A 17,843-nucleotide genomic window follows, 5' to 3' on the forward strand; every position below is an offset into this window, starting at 1 on the left:
ATTCCTTTATAATGGACAAACAAAAAAACCGGAAATGAATATTTCCGGCGAACATTTTTATTATCTGATTGCCGCTTCTGTTTCCGCGTCAAAAAAATGACACTTATTCATATCGAACTGAATGCCGATATTATCCCCTGCAGCATAATCAGTGGCAGCCCCTGCCCGGACGACCAGTTCGTGGCCCCCGACGGTGGCATACAGCATAAATTCAGCGCCGGTCAGTTCGGCAACGCTGATTTTGGCGGCAATCGCCTCATCGCTGGCTTGCGAGGTGAAAATATCCTCCGGTCTGATGCCAAAGACCACGGCTTTACGTTGATACCCCTGAGCGTTAAGTACCGAGAGCATATCTTCGGGGATCTCCAGGCGCAGCGTTTCCGTCACGAAGTAGCGTTCATTGATCGCCCCCCGAATAAAGTTCATTGCTGGCGAACCAATGAAACCTGCCACAAACATATTTGCCGGTTCGTTATAGACCTGCTTCGGCGCGCCCACCTGCTGAATGTATCCATCTTTCAGGATCACAATGCGGGTTGCCATCGTCATGGCTTCGGTCTGATCGTGCGTCACATAAATCATGGTGGTATTCAGCTTTTGATGCAGCTTGCTGATTTCGGCACGCATTTGAACACGCAGTTTAGCGTCAAGGTTTGAGAGCGGTTCATCCATCAGGAAGACGCCCGCTTCACGCACAATCGCCCTGCCTAATGCCACGCGCTGGCGTTGGCCACCCGACAACGCACCGGGCTTACGCTTGAGGTAATCGCGCAGCCCAAGAATCTGAGCGGCCCAGTTAACGCGCTCTTCAATGACGGCAGGCGCGATCTTCTGCATCTTCAGCCCAAACGCCATGTTGTCGTACACCGTCATATGGGGATACAGCGCATAGTTCTGAAAGACCATCGCAATATCCCGGGACTTGGCCGGGACATCATTCATACGAACGCCGTCAATCACCAGTTCACCGGCGCTGATCTCCTCCAGCCCGGCAATCATGCGCAGCGTCGTCGATTTACCGCAGCCCGATGGCCCGACGAAAACGATGAATTCTTTATCCTCAATGTCGAGGTTGAAATCTTTGACCACATGGACCTGGTTGTCATAGATTTTCTGGATATGTTTTAGCGATAGTTGCGCCATTCTTAATTCCTTATCAGTACCGTCCGGGAAGCCCAGAAATCTGTCAGGCATTTCCAGGTCAGCTCCCGCGTTGAATGAAGTTGAAGTCCCGCATGGTTGAGGCCTGCCCCTATTCCCACCGACAACATCCCTGCGGCGTTGATCGCCTCAACGCCAGAGGCGGCATCCTCAATCCCGATGGCCTCCTCCGGGAGGACGTTAAGACCCGCGCAGGCAGCAAGGAAGATTTCCGGGTCCGGTTTGGAGCGGGCAATACGGGACGCATCGGCACAGAAATCAAACGCCCTGTGGATCCCCAGCGCCTGCAAAATGCCGGGAGCGTTAAGTGAAACAGACGCCAGCCCAATTTTGACGTTTGCCGCGCGTATGTCGGCCAGCACCTCACAAATGCCCGGGAGCAGTGACGCTTGCGTAAGCGAAGCCAGCGACTGGACATAGAGCGTATTTTTTTTACGCGCAAGCGCCAGGCGCTGCTGTTCATCGAACGCGTCTTCTTTGCCACCGTGACGCAGGATCCGCTGCAGGGAGTCCATGCGACTAATCCCTTTCAGCGTTTCATTGAAGGCCTCATCAATGGTGATCCCGACCTCCTTCGCGACAGCGCGCCAGGCCAGGAAGTGCAGATGAGCGGTGTCGGTGATCACCCCATCCAGATCGAATACAACGGCATTAAGGTTCATCTCTCCCCTCCGTGGTAGCGGTCCCAGTAACAGACGTAAGAAAATCCTTGCAGGACAAGACCTGCCGTCCCGAAAGCTGGAGGGTTTTACCCCAGAGCGTTAGCGTGACGGGAGCAGAACTGGTCACCGTAAGTGCCTCTTTCGTCACGATGAAGTGCAACTGCGCATTCTGCCAACGCAGCGGAAACGCCAGCCTTTGCCAGTGCGCAGGCATCCTGGGTGCCAGATGTAACTCCCCGTCCACGATCTGCAGCCCGGCAAATCCCTGAATAACGCCTGACCAGATCGCACCCGTTGCGGCAGCATGAATACCGTCATCACTGCTGTGCGGATCGTCGCCCAAATCGATGGCAATGCCATCACGCCAGAAGGCGTAAGCCCCTTCTGTATCACCACAGCGCGCGTTCACAATCCCGTGGATCGCTTTGCTCAGAGACGAGTCATGAATAGTGCGCGGCTCATAGAATGCCAGGTTGGCCGCGCACTGCTGCGGCGTAAAGCGTTCCGGCAACAGGTAGTTAAGCATTACCACGTCGGCCTGTTTGAGGATCTGCATCTCGTTAACTTCAGCGCGCGAGTAATCCAGCAGAATGGTCTGCTTGCCCGCTTTGGCTTTATAGCGGCTCAGATCGATCGCTGGTTTCGACATAAAGGTGTCATCCTGCGGTATGACCCCGTCGGCGTTAGCCTCAGGCAGCCATAGGCGCGCCAGGAACCGTTGCGCATTTTCCGTAAAACGCGCATCTTCACGCTCAAACATCGACATAAACCGGCAGGCACTGGCGACGTTGTGCCACGCCAGATAGTTGGTGTAGGCGTTGTTATTCACGTGCTCCGTGTATTCATCCGGCCCAATCACGTCATGGATCTCCAGACGGTCGCCAACTTCCGTCGCGCGTCCCATCCAGAACAGCGCGGTTTCCATGAGCAGCGTCAGGCCTTCATTGCGCATAAAGGCGTCATCGTGCGTTGCCTGCCAGTAGGCGACAACGGCCCACGCGATATCCGCCACGATATGATGTTCAGCCAGCGCGGAGGCCACTTTCTGACGTACGCCCGTGCGGATGTTGATCGCTGCGAATTCTGGCGTCTCTTCCTGACCGCTCGCGGCACTCTCCCAGGGGAACAAGGCGCCAGGCCAGCCGTTCCGGCGTGCTTTTTCCCGGGCCCCCGGCAGGTTAAGCCAGCGGTAGCGCAGCAGACGACGGGCAACATCTGGTCGGGTAAAGAGATGGAAAGGCAGCAGGAAAATTTCGGTGTCCCAGAACACGTGGCCTTTATAGCCCTCCCCGGTCAGGCCCTTGGCCGCAATACTGATCCGTTCATCATGGGCAGGCGTCATGGCCGTTAGGTGCCAGACCGCGTAATCCAGTGCCAGCTGATCCTGATGTTCGGTCGACGTGACGTCCACCCGGCAGTCATGCCAGACCTTTTTCCAGGCGCACGCCGCGCTTTCGAGTAACGCGGCATACCCTCTTGTCGCGCAGGTTTTGAGCTCAGCAAGAGCATTGCGGGCAAACGTGTCCTGTGAAAGCGCTTTATCGCTGCGATGCGTCACCCAGACCAGCTTCTCAAGCGTGACAGTGTCACCCTGAGCGACCTTCACGGCGTGATGAACCGTGATACGCCGGTTTTTCGCGGTAAAGCAGCTGTCGCTGGTGGTTGAGAGACGACAGCATGCCGATATCACCACATCCGCAGCACGATCCTGCGTTTCATACACGCCCTGCATGTAGTGCTGGTCAAAGACTCTGACCGAGATTTCATCCAGATGCTGACGGCCGCTGTTGGTTTGCGTCGCATCAATCCCCGTGCTCAGCATAACGTCTGATGCGGCATCCAGCGGAGTGACGGAGAGCTGCATTGCCACCAACGGCAGTTGATCCAGTGAGACAAAACGGCGGCTTTCCACACGGTAGCGCTTTCCGTCTGGCGAGCGCCACACTACGCGACGACGCAGTTCGCCATTGGCAAAATCCAGTTCCCGCTGCCAGTCAATAATCTCCCCTGACAGCAAGGTGAAATTGATGCCGTCCAGTTCGATATCCATGCCGATGATGTCAGGCACGTTGATCAGTTCGTTGGTCTCATTACGACCAGCACGATGATAAAGCCCGGCAAGATACATTCCCCGGGTCTGCTGCGTGTAGTTTTCCTCATGCGCCGCACGTACGCCCATATAGCCGTTGCCGCAGGCCATGATTGACGCGTATTTATTGAGGCTGTGAGGGCAAAAACCCGGATCGTTTAATACAGACAGGTTCAGCATAACGTTACGCTTTCCCCTTTTTCTGCCGCCTCGTACAGTGCGGCGACCAGTTGCTGGATCACCAGCCCTTGTTCGGCATCGGCAATCATAACCGGCTCTCCCATGACGTGACGGACAAACGCATCCATGCTGCGTAAATGCCGCTGATCGTCTGCCTCTTCGCGCAAGGTTAGGGTCTGCAAAACTCCGCCTTCATCGGTGTAAATGTGGGCCGGGAACAGCGTTGCCCCCGCTTTTTCACCGCAAAAGGCGACATTCATGATGGACTGCTCGCGGATATTGAGGGCAAAGGAGGTATCCAGACGCAGAATGCCGCCATTGCAAAATTCAATCGTCCCGAACAGGGCATCTTCAACGGTAAACTGTGCAGGATCCCATTCACCAAACTGGCCATTGTTTTTGCAGTTTCCCAGTTTTTGAAAGCTGTGGGCCGTCACGCGTTTTACCGCTGGGAAACCCAGTACATACATCGCGGCGTCGAGCATATGGATGCCAATATCAATCAGCGGCCCGCCCCCCTGCAGTGCTTTATTGGTGAAAACGCCCCAGCCGGGAACGCCGCAGCGGCGCAATGCCTGCGCCGTGGTGAAGTAGATTTCACCCAATGTCCCGTTCAGTACCGCCTCACGCAGCAGTTGCGTATCACGTGCAAAGCGGTGGTGAAAATCATAGGCCAGCACTTTTCCCGCCGTTCGGGCCGCCACACGCATCCGGTCGGCTTCATGTGGCGTCATGGCCGGGGGTTTTTCGCACATTACATGGCACCCGGCTTCCAGGGCTGCCATCGCATGTTCAAAATGAAAACGGTTGGGCGAACAGACGCTCACCACGTCCGGTTTGACCGCCTGCAGCATTTCATTCACGTCCTGCCATGCCGACGGAATGGCATGGCGTTCAGCAAACGCCTGAGCCTGTTCAGGATGGCTGTCCATGACAGCCACCATCTGAACATCACTGCGCGTGGAGTAATACGAGGCATGCACTTTGTCCGCGACCTGCCCGGCACCAATAATGGCGACACGCAGAGGCGAAGGTGTTAAGGCACTCATCACGCTGGTCATCCTTAGCATTCACGCAGATAAGTGAGAGAATCCTGATAGGCCTTCGCAGGATCGTCAGCGCGAACGCGGCACTCGTAAACAACGTAACCCTGATAACAATCGGCACGCAGCTGGTCGAACAGAGCGGTAAAATCAAGAGAGCCGCTTCCCGGCTGATAGCGATGGTTATCGGCAATATGCACATGGCCCAGCAGGTCGCGGTTCTGGTGCAGCGCTTCCGTCAGCGAGTCTTCTTCAATATTCATATGATAGAAATCGCCGATAATCTGCACATGTTTCAGCCCATTCTCTTCGATGTAGCGACGAGCATCCGCGAGGGTGTTGATCATGTGATCCTGATAGCGGTTCAGCGGCTCCAGGTAAACGGTGGTGCCGGTGCGCGCCGCCACCTCGTCCAGCCAGCGCAGCGAGGCGCTCACCGCCTTGCGGTCTCCTTCAAGGCTACGCGGCGACGTCATTGGCGGCAGACGGAAGGTAAACATCCCCCAGGCGGCAGGAACAACAATCCCCTTCCCGCCCACCTCTGCTAACGCTTCAAGGATGCGTTCGATCTGCGTTAATCCGTTCAGGCGACGCTCTTCGATGAAGTCACCAATCCAGCCATCGTACCCGCCGCAGGCCGTGGTAACCGGCAGCCCTGTAGCCTTAATGGCCGCTTTAACCTCTTCAAGGTTCTCCACCAGCAGCTTGCCGTCTATCTCATACCCATCAAAGCCCATGGCCTTGATGTATTGAAATTTTTCCAGGATATTGGTCGGGAAAAAGGCTTGGTTTTGCGTTGCGATTTTCATTTTCATGCTCTCCTTAGCTCAGAACGTGACGCCCATTTTGATACTCAGTTCAGGATGCTGATCGACATACGTCATGTAGCTCTCAGCGCTGGTGGTAAACGTTACGACCGGGTCGATTAAATCTTCGCAATTGAGATAGCCGTTCATCAGCAATTCCCAGCAGGTCTCTTCAATACGCATACGGTTCCAGCGTGGGTAATCAGGATTTGGCTCACTGCAGGCGCGGGAGAAGACAATTTTCGCATTATTGAAATGCGCTTCGCGCCCCAGGTTAAAGCCTTCCGCGAACGGTTTAGCAAAGGCCACGTATGAGATGGTGCCGCCGTAAGCGAGTCCGCGCAGCGCAGACTGCAGCGCATCAGCAAAGCCGCTGGTTTCGATAATCACATCCGCGCCCTGTTTGCCGGTCAGTTTTTTGATTTCCAGACCAACATCCGTGCCAATCGGATCCAGACAGTGGTCTGCCCCATGGCGACGGGCGATATCGCAGCGGTGCGCGATAGGGTCGACACCGATAACGATTGACGCACCGGCTTTCTTTGCCAGCTGGATGGCAATCTGACCAATCGCGCCAAGCCCAACGACGACGACAAAATCCCCTACCCGCACATTGGCGTCACGTACGCCGCTCATTGCAAATTGTGCCGGGTCGTAGCAGACCGCATTTTTCCAGGAGGCGCCCTGAGGCATTTTGCGCAGTTTGTAGTTGTTGACGGCATTCACAATGACCGTTTCCTGTAGCGGTCCATAACAGCAAACGCGGTCTCCGACACAGTATTCCGTTACGTCAGCGCCACACTCAATGATGTCCCCGACAATCATGTTCCCGAGCTGGAATTTACCAAACTCGATCCCGCGAGCCGCCCCCTCTTCACGCGGCGTAAACAGCTGCCAGTCAGGGTTAAACTCTTCATCGATAAACGGACTCGCCGCCCTGAAATCCACCACTTCGGTGCCGTGTTTCGGTGCGCCAAAACGGGCGCGAATTTTCACTTCATTAACGGCAACAGGACGGTCTTCATATTCAACCAGCGCTGCCACACGCGGCGCTGTCGCAACTAACTTCTTCATTACTCACTCCTTGTTAAAATTGGCCGCCTCAGCCCTTAACGCCACCGACGGTCAAACCACTTTTAATAAAACGTTCAGACAGCGCATACATGATGACCACCGGCAATGCCGTCACCAGCGACGCCGCCATCATGCGGCCCCAGATGTAATCTGGCGTACTGAAAAGGGTGTTCAGCCCTACCGGCAAGGTGAAGTTGCTGGCGCTGGACAGGAAAATGGAGGCAAACAGATAGTCGTTCCACGCCACCATGAAGCAGTAGACAAAGACCGACACCAGACCCGAAATCGCTAACGGAACGGTAATGCGAAAGATGATTTGCAGGCGGTTAAGGCCATCCATCATCGCGGCTTCTTCTATTTCGTCCGGGATAGTGTCGAAATAGCTGCGCAGCATAAATACCGCCGTGGGTAACGTCTGAGTCACCATGGTGATAATCAGCGCCAGTTCGGTGTCATAGATGCCGAGCGCGGTGATGATTTTGAACAGCGGCACCACCAGCAGAATCCCTGAAAACATGTAGACGGTGTAGAAGCTGGCGTTGATCGTCGTGCGCCCTTTAAAACGCAGTTTGGATAAGGCGTAAGCCCCCAGCGTGCCGAGAAACACGGCAACGATCGACGAGGTCAGTGACACCACCATGCTGTTACGGAAGTAATCCACAAACGGGAAAATCAGCGGGTTAAAGATGTCGATGTAATGCTGTAACGTCCACTCCTGCGGCAGAATAGTCGGATGCAGCGATATCGCCTCTCTGGCGCTTTTAAAGGAGGTCATCAGCATCACGAAAAATGGGAACAGCGTGATAATCAGGAACGCCGCGAGCCCAAGGTAAAAGCCAATACGACCCAATACGCGTTTATTTGTTGCCATTGAGATTTACCCTTTTTCTGGTCAGCAGAATGACGGCGAAAATGATCACAAACAGCACCACTGAGATAGCCGCAGCTTTACCCAAATCGTTAAAGGCAAACGCCGTTTTGTAGAGATAGACGCCCAAAATATCGACTTTGGTAGTCAGCAGGTACACGTCCGCAAACATGTAAAACATCCAGATGGTTCGCAGCGTGATGACCGTAGCCAGCACCGGCATAATCGCGGGCAGCGTGACGATACGAAAACGTTGCCAGCCATTCGCGCCATCCATTTCTGCGGCTTCGTATAACGATTTATCAATCGTTTGTAAGATCGCGAGAAACGAGATAAACGCATACGGGAAGTAGCGCCAGATGGCGAATAGCACCACCAGCACAAAACTGCTGCCGGGGTTGTCGAACCACAGCGGTGCCTGGTCATACAGATGCAGCAGGTCTACCCCCAGGTAGTTCACGATGCCGTAGCCGTTGTTGAACATGTACTTCCAGGCAAACACCAGTGAAATAGACGGCGTGACGTAAGACAAAATCACCAGCGAACGCGCCGTTTTGCGCAGCCGAAACTCCCGGTTAAAGAAGATGGCGACAGCCAGCCCGAGCCCCGTGCTACCTATCACCACCAGGGCCGTATACCAGAAGGTCATCCACAGGGAGTGCCAAAACGCTGCATCACTCAAAATACGAATGTAGTTATCCAGCCCAACAAACACCGCGCTAATGCGCGGGTTGAGCGGCAAGCGTAAGAAACTGATTTCAATGTTGGAAATCATTGGCCAGGCCACAAGGCCCCCCAGCAAAATCAGGCTGGGGGCCAACAGCAGCATGGCGAAAGGCATATCTGAACGACCAGAAAACAACGTCTTCATAATTTCCTTCCGCAGAAGCGCTCCTATCGTTGTGAAACCAGGTCAGCCAGGCGTTTCTGGCTGTTGCTTAACGTGGTGTTGAGGTCTTGCTGCCCTACCGTCACGTTATGCACCATCGAACTGATGATGCCGGAACCTGTCACGTCGCCCATGCGGGTAAAGTTTTTGTCGCCCACGGCCCCAAATACCTGCACATTCGGGAACTGTGCGATCAGCTCATACGGCAGTTGACCAAAGGCTTTGATGACCTCGTTGTTTTTCCAGCTCTCGGTATCCACCACCAGTTTGTTCACCGGTAACGCCGCCCCCGGAGACATCATGACCCAGTCCGAGGCGTTTTGAGCCTGCTCCATCCACGTCACAAATTTCTCAGCGGCTTTGGTTTCTTCTTCAGTCTGACCGGTCGTGATCGTCAGCGACGTCACCATGCCGTAAACCGCAGACGATTTTTCCGTTGGAACCACGAAGCCCAGGTTGGCAGGATCCCCTTCTTTAAACACGGCAGGCAGAATGTAGGTGGAGTAAACCGCCATTGGCGCGGAACCGTTCATGAACGCGTCTTTGATCTCCATGACGTCGTTCGAGCCTGGCATCGTGTTCTTCGCCAGTTCTTTATAAAACGCCAGCGCGTTTAACATTTCAGGCGTATCGATCTGGATGTTGCCCTGCGCGTCGAAGACGTTTGCCCCACCTGAAAGGGCAAACTGGGAGAAGGCCTGCTCGGTCATGACGCTTTCAGCGGTAGGAAGCGCGATACCGTAGTGTTTCTTAGCCGGGTCGTTGAGCATCTGACTGGCTTTCAGCAGCTGTTGCCAGTTATGCGGCTCTTTAATACCCGCCGCGGCGAGAACATCTTTGTGGTACCAGACGCCTGACAGCCAGGCGCTAATTGGCACCCCCGTCCACGCGGTGCCGTCTTCCGTGCGAACAACACGGAGAATGCCGTCATAAAATGTCTTTTCACCGACGGCTTTAATGGCTTCGCCAATTGCGTCACGGTCCAGCAACTGCTCTTTATCCATCACTTTTGCATAGTCATGGCTGACCTCAATCACCTCCGGCAGTGCGCCGGTCCGCGCGAGGGTAATGACCTTGGTGTTGTATGCATCCTCTTCTACCGGCACCTGTTTCACTGTAATGGAGGGATTCTCTTTCTCGAATTTCTCAATCAGTTTCGTGATGACGGCCTGACGCTCCTGCTCCACCGACGAATGCATAAACTCGATGGTCACAGAAGATTGTGTGTCGTCCTTGCAGCCTGATAACAGGGCGCACGAAACCAGTGCTGAAATCAGCACAATTCTCGGCATTTTCATTGTTAAGGTCCTTTTTTAGTTTTCTTTAATCCACATAACCTGCCATGGATTTAGGGTCAACGTCGTATCGTTAATATTGTTCCCGGTTATTAAATCTTTTCCTGCCTGACTATTTGAAGGGAGGTGTTGAATATCATTACTGAAATTAAAGAGCGCTGTTATTCGCTCGCCGTTATCGGCAATGCGAACTATTTTCAAAACATGCTCCCCGAATGTTTCAAAGCGCGCCTGACTGTCCGGGTGGAACGCTTTTTCCTGACGGCGTAACGAAATTAACGCACTCAATCCAGAATAAACTTTATGACGAAGGCTATTAATATCGTCGAGTTTATGATCAATTTCATCGGCCTGATATTTCTTTCGGTTTATTGCTCTATTATACCCTAACCGCTCCACACCCTCATAATCATTACGGGAGCCAATAATACTCTGAATATAGATTGCAGGCACACCCGGGAAACTCAACAGAACGGCATGAGCCAGAATAAAACGGGCTATCCGCAGAGTATCTTCATCCTTCTTAGCACTTAATGCATCCAGATAGGTTACATTGATTTCATACGGGCTGCGCGTACCGTCAGGGTTATTTTTCCAGTTAACCAGCGCGCCTTCCTGCTGGAGTGTTTCCACCAGCGACAGAATTTCCGATTCCGGTAAAATTCCGCGTAACGGATTAAGTCCGATCCCGTCGTGCGAGGCCAAAAAGTTAAACCAGGTGGTTTGCTTTGACGGCAGCTCCAGCGATGAGGCCCACTGACAAAGTGCCCGTACATCCTGACGATGAACGGCATGCAGAACCAGTGGTGGCAAGGAGAACTGATACACCATCTGGGCTTCATTCTTGCCGTCACCAAAGTAAGAAACGTTGTCTTTATGCGGGACATTGGTCTCAGTGATGATCACCGTACCCGGTGCCACAGCGTCCGTAATGGCGCGGAAGACCTGAATCAAACGGTGCGTTTGTTCAAGATGGATGCAGCTTGTTCCGGGGATCTTCCACATAAAACCGACCGCATCAAGGCGGATATAGCGCGCCCCTTCCATCAGGTAATGGAGAAGCACATCCACCATTGCAATCAACACCTCAGGAGAGGCGAAATTGAGGTCAATCTGATCATCGCTGAAGGTCGTCCACAGATGCCGAACGCTTCCGTCATCAAGTGTAAAAGGTGTCAGGAGAGGCAATGCGCGAGGCCGTGTCACAGCAGATAAATCAGTTTGCGGATCCACGGAAATAAAGAAATCTTCATAGCCCGGTTTTTGCGCAAGATAATGAGCGAACCACTGGCTTTTCGCAGACATATGGTTACAAACAAAATCGAACATTAAACTGGCATATTGCTTTAATTCAGCAACGTCTTGCCATGTTCCCGTTTCAGGCGCAACGTCATGGTAATCGATAACAGAAAAACCATCATCAGAGGACCACGGGTAAAAAGGTAAAAGATGCACATGAGAAAATGAACGAGAAAGCCATCTGTTATAAAAACGGGTAAAAACAGGCAGCGCTTTCTCCCCTTTATTGTAGAACTGATCGGCATAGGTTATCAGGACGATATCTTTTTCATCCCAACCGGCTTTACGCTTTTCGGTAATAACAGCTGCAGCTCTGGAGATTTTCCCTGACAGTGTTTCACGGTGCGCCTCAGAAAACGATTCACCGTAAACAAGATTGATTAAATTTTTAATTTTATCGTTCACTTTATTTTTCCATGGTAGCGGTCCCACGAAACGCAATCTACTCCCATGAAAAATATCTGTCAACGGACCTGAGGGGGTAAAAACGTCTTCTCAAGGCAACTCAGCGCAGTAATGTGAGCTGCCGCAAAGAAAGACAGAAAAGGAAGAAAACGAAGAGAAATGCCGGCAGCCCTCCTCTCATAAGAGAAAGACTGCGGTATACGTGGGGATCAGGATAAGTATCGACGGGAAAAACGTTTGGCCAGTTTTTGCAGCAGCGGCTCCAGCGCCACGGCCAGCAACAGTCTTACCGGCTTACGGGCAACAGATTTTATTGCCCAGCCAGCCACGCCTGCCGGACCATAACGTAACGCCGTCAGCAGGACCAGTTTACCTGCGATTTTCAGGCCGGGTTTTACCTTCTGACCGGCCTGTTGCCAGTTTTTGTTCATCTATGTTCTCTCTTAAAGCTGACGAAAACGACTTCTCAGCGTAAAGGTATCAGACGTGACGTAACGTTCCATTTCGCGCAACCGCTTTTCACCTGCGGCCAGTTCAGCATCCACCTGGTTCAGAATGTCACTACTGCTCGGTGCGCCTTCTGAAGCCAGTTCACCTTCCGGCATGGGGTCGAGCACAAACGACAATACGATGTACGCCACCAGAGTGATAAACGCCAGACCGAAGAAAATCGATAACACCGTTACCACGCGCACCAGCTTAACCGGTACATCCAGATAGTGGGCAAGCCCCGCACAGACGCCGCGAACCATGCCCTGCTGTGGGATCCGCCACAGCTTTTTATTCAGATTCAGTCCTGACATTAACGCTCCCTCCAGTTCGGGTGTTCCGCATCCAGGATAGCTTCCAGCGCCTGAATACGTTCACGCATCTTATTCGCCTGATCGGACAGCTGTACCAGACGTTGTTGCTCGCTCTGGGAAAGGGCGTCCCGTGAAGAACGGTTGCTGTAGTGCAGCCATAACCAAATCGGCAGCACGAACAGCACGAAAATGGTCAGGGGAATAGCGAGAAAAAGCGCGCTCATGTGTACTCCTTGTCGTACGATGCGTGGCGGCACGCTCAGGTGCCGCATGAATTATTATTGATTGTCTTGCTTCATTTTGGCTTTCAGGGCCGCCAGCTGCTCGCTGATTTCATCGTCGGCTTTCAGATCGGCGAACTGCTGATCGAGCGATTTTTGCTTACCGATGCTGTGGCTTTCCGCTTCCGCTTCCATCTGATCGATACGACGTTCGAAGGACTCAAAACGCGCCATTGCTTCATCAAGCTTACCGCTGTCCAGCTGACGGCGTACATCGCGGGAAGAGTTTGCCGCCTGGTGACGCAGCGTAAGTGCCTGCTGACGCGCACGGGTTTCGCTCAGCTTGTTCTCAAGCTCGCCAATCTCTTTCTTCATACGGGTGAGCGTGTCGTCCACCAGCGTAACTTCATGTTCCAGCGCGGTAACCATATCCGCCAGTTTCTGTTTTTCAATCAGTGCGGCACGGGCCAGATCTTCTTTATCTTTACGCAGCGCCAGTTCGGCTTTTTCCTGCCATTCATTAAGCTGGGCGGTAGCCTGCTCAATACGGCGGGTTAACTGCTTTTTCTCAGCCAGCGCACGGGCGGAGGTAGAACGCACTTCAACCAGTGTATCTTCCATTTCCTGAATCATCAGACGCACCAGCTTTTGCGGATCTTCCGCTTTCTCAAGCAGCGAGTTGATGTTGGCGTTCACGATGTCGGCAAAACGAGAAAAAATACCCATAATTCAATCCTCACATTTCTGTTATCGGGCGATGCCCTGCTGTACAGATAATACAATTCCCGTGCCAACTTTTTATCTTATTGATTTCACTGAATGTGATTGATTTTCGCTCACTGTGGAACTAAGCTCACCTGGTGAATCTCGCTAAGGAGTGGTTAATTTCATCATGGCTGAATATAAAGACAATTTACTCGGTGAGGCTAACAGCTTTCTCGAAGTGCTGGAGCAGGTTTCACGCCTCGCCCCTCTCAACAAACCGGTGCTGATTATCGGTGAGCGCGGCACGGGCAAGGAGCTGATCGCCAACCGACTCCACTATCTGTCCGGGCGCTGGGATGGTCCTTTTATTTCGCTTAACTGCGCCGCGCTGAATGAGAACCTGCTGGATACCGAGCTGTTCGGCCATGAAGCGGGAGCCTTTACCGGGGCGCAAAAGCGCCATCCTGGCCGTTTCGAGCGTGCCGACGGCGGCACCCTGTTCCTTGACGAGCTGGCCACCGCGCCAATGCTGGTACAGGAAAAATTGTTGCGCGTCATTGAATATGGCGAGCTGGAACGCGTCGGCGGCAGCCAGCCGCTACAGGTTAACGTGCGTCTGGTCTGTGCGACAAATGCCAACCTGCCGGAAATGGTGGCTGAGGATAAATTTCGCGCCGACCTGCTCGACCGCCTCGCTTTTGACGTCGTCCAGCTTCCACCGCTGCGTGAACGGCGCAGCGATATTATGCTGCTGGCGGAACAGTTTGCCATTCAGATGTGCCGTGAGCTGGGTCTGCCGCTCTTTCCGGGCTTTAGCGATAATGCCCGGGAGACGCTGCTTAACTACCCCTGGCCGGGGAATATTCGCGAGCTGAAGAACGTCGTCGAACGCTCTGTCTACCGTCACGGCAGCAGCGACACAGAACTGGACAACATTATTCTCGATCCTTTTCAGCGTAACGCGCCATCTGTTACCGCGCCGGCGCGTTCGAACGATGGGCCCTCACTCCCGCTCGATCTGCGCCAGTTTCAGCATAAGCAGGAACAACAGCTACTGGAGCAGAGCCTGAGGATGGCGAAATATAACCAGAAAGGGGCAGCTGAACTGTTGGGGCTGACCTACCACCAGTTAAGAGCATTGCTCAAAAAGCACCAGATGCGCTGACGGGCAGGACCATTCTGCCGGGATTTATCCCCGCGAGGTTCCCGCGGGGATAAGAGTCATGCTACCGCAATATGCATCTGCGAAAGCATATCGGTATTCACACCGACCAGCGTGACGCTGCTGTCGCCGTAGGTGAGTAAGGCATTATCACCTTCAAACGACAGGTGGTTGAGATAGCTGTCATTATCGGCAATGTTCTGGTTAGCCATAAAGATCAGGCTGTCGCTGGCGGAGAGGTTATAGACCGTGTCATGACCAAAATCACCGTAGAAGAGAAGCGTGTTTTCGCTGCCGTTAAGGTGGATGGCGTCGTCGGCATACCCGGAAACCACATTGTTATTGTTCCCGTTTACGCTGATCTCACTGTCATTGGCTCCTGAATAGAACCAGCTGTCATTACTGGCGGTCGAGATAGTGAAGCTGTTCTCTGTATCGGCATAATAGCTTTTCGCATACGCGATTGAGCCACTGTCACCTTCTAAGCCATAATCCGTGACCTGCCATGTCGCGTTCTGGTTGATGTTAATACCAAACAGGCTGAACAAGGTGTGGTCTGCGTTAACGTAATGGATATCTTCCGCCCGTGTAATATCGCCGGTGGAATATTTAAAGTACAGCGTCCCTTCTGCATCGTGGCTAAACGTAAAATCGGCAATATGACATTCCGTTACGTAGGTGTTGGTCCCTGCGCCGCCATAAATAACGTTGTAGCCGCTGTGATCTTTAAAACTGTCATCTCCGCCACCACCGCAGAGATAATCGTTACCCTTCCCGCCTTGTAATAAATCATTTGTTTCGGTACCAATAATAAATGTCGACCCCACATGCGTTACGGATTTATTGAGATCCGAAACCCAGGTCGTGGAACGGTATGCTTCAGAAAGATTAGAAACAATGATATTGGAATTTTGATGGGTGAAATCATAGATTTCAGAATCCATAATTCGTAATGCACCGTCCGTATAGCCCTGACCGGAGTGCCCGGCCCAGGACGCCATATTCGCGATTGAAAAGATCTTACAATCGTTGGTCAGGCCGGCATAGTAATCATTAAAGGAGACGATGTTGTTGGTGCAGGTTTCAAGCGGCGTGTCGTGGTTAAATAAACTGTCCAGCGTCAAGCTATGACCCGTTAACACACGAAATACCGGATCGTTCTCAAAACCAATATTAAGCACTTTGTCATCGGCCAGGTTTTGAGTCGGAGAGGCGAATGCGACGTAGCTTGCGTCTTCAAAGAAACCACCCCACTGGCCCTGTGCGGACAGGGTTGCCATGCTGTTAACAGCCAGTCCGCCAAGACTATGTCCGGTAATGATGATGTCATTACCGGTCAGGCCATTTGCCGTGGCAAACGCGGCCACCGAACTCATGAGGTTTTTATACGCGTTGAGAACATAGTTATCCGCATAGCCGTCGACCAATGCAGATAATACGTCGCTGACGGTATCCATCACGGTATTGATGGTATGCTGAAGTGAAGGCGCGCTGGCGTAAGTGCCCGTCCCCCAGAAGCTAATGCCTATATTGACCAGCTTGCCATTGGCGTCATATTTTCCCATAACATTGCATTCGGCGCTGGTTTCAAGAAGACTTTCGCCATAAAAAGCACCATAGGGATTAGTACAGCCGCTGTAGTTAAGCGTGGTCCCGTCTAATACTTTCCAGCCATTTTCTTCTGTATAGGTATAATCAGCATACGTAGCTGCACCAAAATTGATACTTTCAATGGTCAGTGCATCCTTAATAAGCTGCGTGTTTTTCTCGCCCTGATAATCGAATACAGGCATAGTCGTCCCTCTGTTTATTATCAACAATCATTGAGCAAAATACGAATCAAGTAACATAACGTTATCATTGTTTATTTCGCCCGTCTGCGCGAGCAAACTGACCCATGCCTTAATGACAGCATGTTTTTCTGCAGTAAGCTCAACTTTGGTTTTATAGAAAGATTGTTCTGCATTTAATAAATCGATATTCATGCGCTGACCAGCCTGAATGCTTTTTTTCGTCGCTTCAATCTGACGCCTGGCGGCGTCCACCGCGGAAGCATAGGCAGCAAGGCGCTCTGACGCATGGAGGCATTTATTTAAGGATTTTTTAATTTCGCTGTAGGTCGCCAGCCGCTGTGCATCATGAAGATATTTTGCCTGCTCATAGCGGGCCGCTGCCTGACGCAGGGACGCTGAAACGCCGCCCCCGGAAAAGAGATCCATGCTGACGCGCAGGCCTATGCTGTCGGTACGATATTTCTGATGAATGGTATTGTCGTTGCTTGAATCGTTCTCTGAATGCATCGCGTAAAGCTGTACCCGGGGAAGCGCGCCAGCGCGACTGCGTTCAATTTCATAGCGTTTTTCTTCCACGCTATGTCCGGCAGAAAGAATATCGGGATTATGCGCGGCTGCCTTTTGTTCCCAGTATCGATAGTCTCCTGATGCCAGCGGCAGCGTAAGCGGCTTTTCACCGAGTATCGGCAGCGCTGCCGTCTGCGAGAGATTCATGCCCACGATAGCTGATAACGCAACGTTAGCCGTATCCAGCGTATCGCGCGCCTCCACCTCATCCGCAATCGCCAGGCTGAGCGCAGAGGCGGTCTCTGTGACATCCGTTACTGCGCCCTCACCGGCCTCAAACTGTCGCTGAGCCTGCTTTTTCTGCTCTTCCAGCCCCTGACGATGCAGAGTCGCAAGCTGGAGCCGTTGATGCGCCTCGGTAAGATCCAGCCAGGCGGTAATGAAGCGGTTTTGCAGATCAAGCAGACTGCTTCGGTAGCGTTCATCAGACTGCATTTTTTTGATAATGCCGATGCGATACCCCGCATAGGCATCGTAGTCAAACAGCGGCTGAACAACGGTAACCGATCCCGAATAACTGTCATATTGTTGATGCTGCACCACCCCAGAACGCTCCCCCAACAAATTTGTCTGCTGGTACTGCTGCCGCTGCCAGTTACGCGGTGCGCGTTGATAGCTAACGCTGACTTTTGGCAGTAACCCGGCGCGACCGATGGGGATGTACTCTTCTCCGGCAAGCTGATCCTTCACGGCAGCGCGGTATTGCGGATCGTTGTCCAGCGCCATGAACCAGCCCTGAGTCAGTGTCAGCGCACCTGCTGAAAAGGACGTCATCAGCGCGAGCAGATACACAACAGGTATGAATTTTGCGGTAAGCATCT

General features: G+C 52.8%; 17 protein-coding genes. 1 reads left to right on the forward strand and 16 read right to left on the reverse strand.

From position 1 onward, the window contains the following. Nucleotides 1-60 precede the first annotated feature (60 nt). The 14 genes from ACQG2G_RS11915 to pspA form a co-directional block, all read right to left on the reverse strand. The gene (locus ACQG2G_RS11915) at nt 61-1,143 is read right to left on the reverse strand and encodes an ABC transporter ATP-binding protein (RefSeq protein WP_094084341.1); all 1,083 of its coding nucleotides are present in this window, start codon (nt 1,141-1,143) and stop codon (nt 61-63) included. Nucleotides 1,144-1,145: 2 nt separating this feature from the next. Further along, a complete protein-coding gene (gene pgmB, locus ACQG2G_RS11920; protein ID WP_094084342.1) occupies nt 1,146-1,823 on the reverse strand; it encodes a beta-phosphoglucomutase in 678 nt (225 codons plus the stop codon). Next, nucleotides 1,813-4,092, reverse strand: a complete 2,280-nt coding sequence (locus ACQG2G_RS11925) for a glycoside hydrolase family 65 protein (RefSeq protein WP_348595851.1) — start codon at nt 4,090-4,092, stop codon at nt 1,813-1,815. Before ACQG2G_RS11925 ends, pgmB begins: the two co-directional genes overlap by 11 nt. Then, complete coding sequence (locus ACQG2G_RS11930) at nt 4,086-5,144, reverse strand: Gfo/Idh/MocA family protein (protein WP_094084486.1); 1,059 nt, start codon at nt 5,142-5,144, stop codon at nt 4,086-4,088. The genes ACQG2G_RS11925 and ACQG2G_RS11930 overlap by 7 nt, the downstream gene beginning before the upstream one ends. Nucleotides 5,145-5,155: 11 nt before the next feature. After that, nucleotides 5,156-5,944 (reverse strand): sugar phosphate isomerase/epimerase family protein, encoded by a 789-nt coding sequence (locus tag ACQG2G_RS11935; protein WP_094084487.1) that lies wholly within the window; start codon nt 5,942-5,944, stop codon nt 5,156-5,158. Between the two features lie 18 nt (nt 5,945-5,962). After that, nucleotides 5,963-7,015 (reverse strand): zinc-dependent alcohol dehydrogenase, encoded by a 1,053-nt coding sequence (locus ACQG2G_RS11940; RefSeq protein WP_094084344.1) that lies wholly within the window; start codon nt 7,013-7,015, stop codon nt 5,963-5,965. A gap of 28 nt (nt 7,016-7,043) precedes the next feature. Then, complete coding sequence (locus ACQG2G_RS11945) at nt 7,044-7,886, reverse strand: carbohydrate ABC transporter permease (protein ID WP_061771585.1); 843 nt, start codon at nt 7,884-7,886, stop codon at nt 7,044-7,046. Further along, on the reverse strand, nt 7,873-8,754 hold the full coding sequence (locus tag ACQG2G_RS11950) for a carbohydrate ABC transporter permease (protein WP_013096409.1): 882 nt from the start codon (nt 8,752-8,754) through the stop codon (nt 7,873-7,875). Before ACQG2G_RS11950 ends, ACQG2G_RS11945 begins: the two co-directional genes overlap by 14 nt. Before the next feature lie 23 nt (nt 8,755-8,777). Beyond that, the gene (locus tag ACQG2G_RS11955) at nt 8,778-10,070 is read right to left on the reverse strand and encodes an ABC transporter substrate-binding protein (RefSeq protein ID WP_061771586.1); all 1,293 of its coding nucleotides are present in this window, start codon (nt 10,068-10,070) and stop codon (nt 8,778-8,780) included. 15 nt (nt 10,071-10,085) lie between these two features. Then, entirely contained in the window at nt 10,086-11,771 is a 1,686-nt protein-coding gene (locus tag ACQG2G_RS11960; protein WP_061771587.1) for a sugar phosphorylase, read from the reverse strand. A gap of 209 nt (nt 11,772-11,980) precedes the next feature. After that, nucleotides 11,981-12,202: a phage shock protein PspD gene (gene pspD / locus ACQG2G_RS11965; RefSeq protein WP_013096406.1), complete on the reverse strand. Its 222-nt coding sequence runs from the start codon at nt 12,200-12,202 to the stop codon at nt 11,981-11,983. 12 nt (nt 12,203-12,214) lie between these two features. Then, a complete protein-coding gene (gene pspC, locus ACQG2G_RS11970; RefSeq protein ID WP_061771588.1) occupies nt 12,215-12,574 on the reverse strand; it encodes an envelope stress response membrane protein PspC in 360 nt (119 codons plus the stop codon). Next, on the reverse strand, nt 12,574-12,798 hold the full coding sequence (gene pspB / locus ACQG2G_RS11975; protein ID WP_013096404.1) for an envelope stress response membrane protein PspB: 225 nt from the start codon (nt 12,796-12,798) through the stop codon (nt 12,574-12,576). The genes pspC and pspB overlap by 1 nt, the downstream gene beginning before the upstream one ends. Nucleotides 12,799-12,852: 54 nt before the next feature. After that, nucleotides 12,853-13,521, reverse strand: a complete 669-nt coding sequence (gene pspA, locus ACQG2G_RS11980) for a phage shock protein PspA (RefSeq protein ID WP_013096403.1) — start codon at nt 13,519-13,521, stop codon at nt 12,853-12,855. 166 nt (nt 13,522-13,687) lie between these two features. On the opposite strand from pspA, the gene pspF reads away from it, so the two are divergent. Continuing rightward, nucleotides 13,688-14,665, forward strand: coding sequence for a phage shock protein operon transcriptional activator (gene pspF / locus ACQG2G_RS11985; RefSeq protein WP_058682873.1), 978 nt, complete (start codon nt 13,688-13,690; stop codon nt 14,663-14,665). Between the two features lie 56 nt (nt 14,666-14,721). Here pspF and ACQG2G_RS11990 read toward each other — a convergent pair whose 3' ends face one another. Together ACQG2G_RS11990 and ACQG2G_RS11995 are read right to left on the reverse strand one after the other, a co-directional pair. Beyond that, nucleotides 14,722-16,455, reverse strand: a complete 1,734-nt coding sequence (locus tag ACQG2G_RS11990; RefSeq protein WP_061771589.1) for a polyurethane esterase — start codon at nt 16,453-16,455, stop codon at nt 14,722-14,724. A 27-nt stretch (nt 16,456-16,482) separates the two neighbouring features. Beyond that, nucleotides 16,483-17,841 carry a TolC family outer membrane protein gene (locus ACQG2G_RS11995; protein WP_061771590.1) on the reverse strand — a complete coding sequence of 453 codons (1,359 nt, stop codon included), beginning with the start codon at nt 17,839-17,841 and terminating at the stop codon, nt 16,483-16,485. Between the last annotated feature and the right edge of the window lie 2 nt (nt 17,842-17,843).

The organism is Enterobacter cloacae complex sp. 382A5, from assembly GCF_050031095.1.
Classification (GTDB): Bacteria; Pseudomonadota; Gammaproteobacteria; order Enterobacterales; family Enterobacteriaceae; genus Enterobacter; species Enterobacter cloacae.

Coding starts and splice junctions, on each gene's coding strand:
- ACQG2G_RS11995 (WP_061771590.1), bottom strand. CDS start 17,841: ATGCTTACCGCAAAATTCATACCTGTTGTGTATCTGCTCGCGCTGATG.
- pspC (WP_061771588.1), bottom strand. CDS start 12,574: ATGTCAGGACTGAATCTGAATAAAAAGCTGTGGCGGATCCCACAGCAG.
- pspF (WP_058682873.1), top strand. CDS start 13,688: ATGGCTGAATATAAAGACAATTTACTCGGTGAGGCTAACAGCTTTCTC.
- ACQG2G_RS11955 (WP_061771586.1), bottom strand. CDS start 10,070: ATGAAAATGCCGAGAATTGTGCTGATTTCAGCACTGGTTTCGTGCGCC.
- ACQG2G_RS11935 (WP_094084487.1), bottom strand. CDS start 5,944: ATGAAAATCGCAACGCAAAACCAAGCCTTTTTCCCGACCAATATCCTG.
- pgmB (WP_094084342.1), bottom strand. CDS start 1,823: ATGAACCTTAATGCCGTTGTATTCGATCTGGATGGGGTGATCACCGAC.
- ACQG2G_RS11940 (WP_094084344.1), bottom strand. CDS start 7,015: ATGAAGAAGTTAGTTGCGACAGCGCCGCGTGTGGCAGCGCTGGTTGAA.
- ACQG2G_RS11990 (WP_061771589.1), bottom strand. CDS start 16,455: ATGCCTGTATTCGATTATCAGGGCGAGAAAAACACGCAGCTTATTAAG.
- pspB (WP_013096404.1), bottom strand. CDS start 12,798: ATGAGCGCGCTTTTTCTCGCTATTCCCCTGACCATTTTCGTGCTGTTC.
- pspD (WP_013096406.1), bottom strand. CDS start 12,202: ATGAACAAAAACTGGCAACAGGCCGGTCAGAAGGTAAAACCCGGCCTG.
- ACQG2G_RS11945 (WP_061771585.1), bottom strand. CDS start 7,886: ATGGCAACAAATAAACGCGTATTGGGTCGTATTGGCTTTTACCTTGGG.
- ACQG2G_RS11915 (WP_094084341.1), bottom strand. CDS start 1,143: ATGGCGCAACTATCGCTAAAACATATCCAGAAAATCTATGACAACCAG.
- pspA (WP_013096403.1), bottom strand. CDS start 13,521: ATGGGTATTTTTTCTCGTTTTGCCGACATCGTGAACGCCAACATCAAC.
- ACQG2G_RS11950 (WP_013096409.1), bottom strand. CDS start 8,754: ATGAAGACGTTGTTTTCTGGTCGTTCAGATATGCCTTTCGCCATGCTG.
- ACQG2G_RS11925 (WP_348595851.1), bottom strand. CDS start 4,092: ATGCTGAACCTGTCTGTATTAAACGATCCGGGTTTTTGCCCTCACAGC.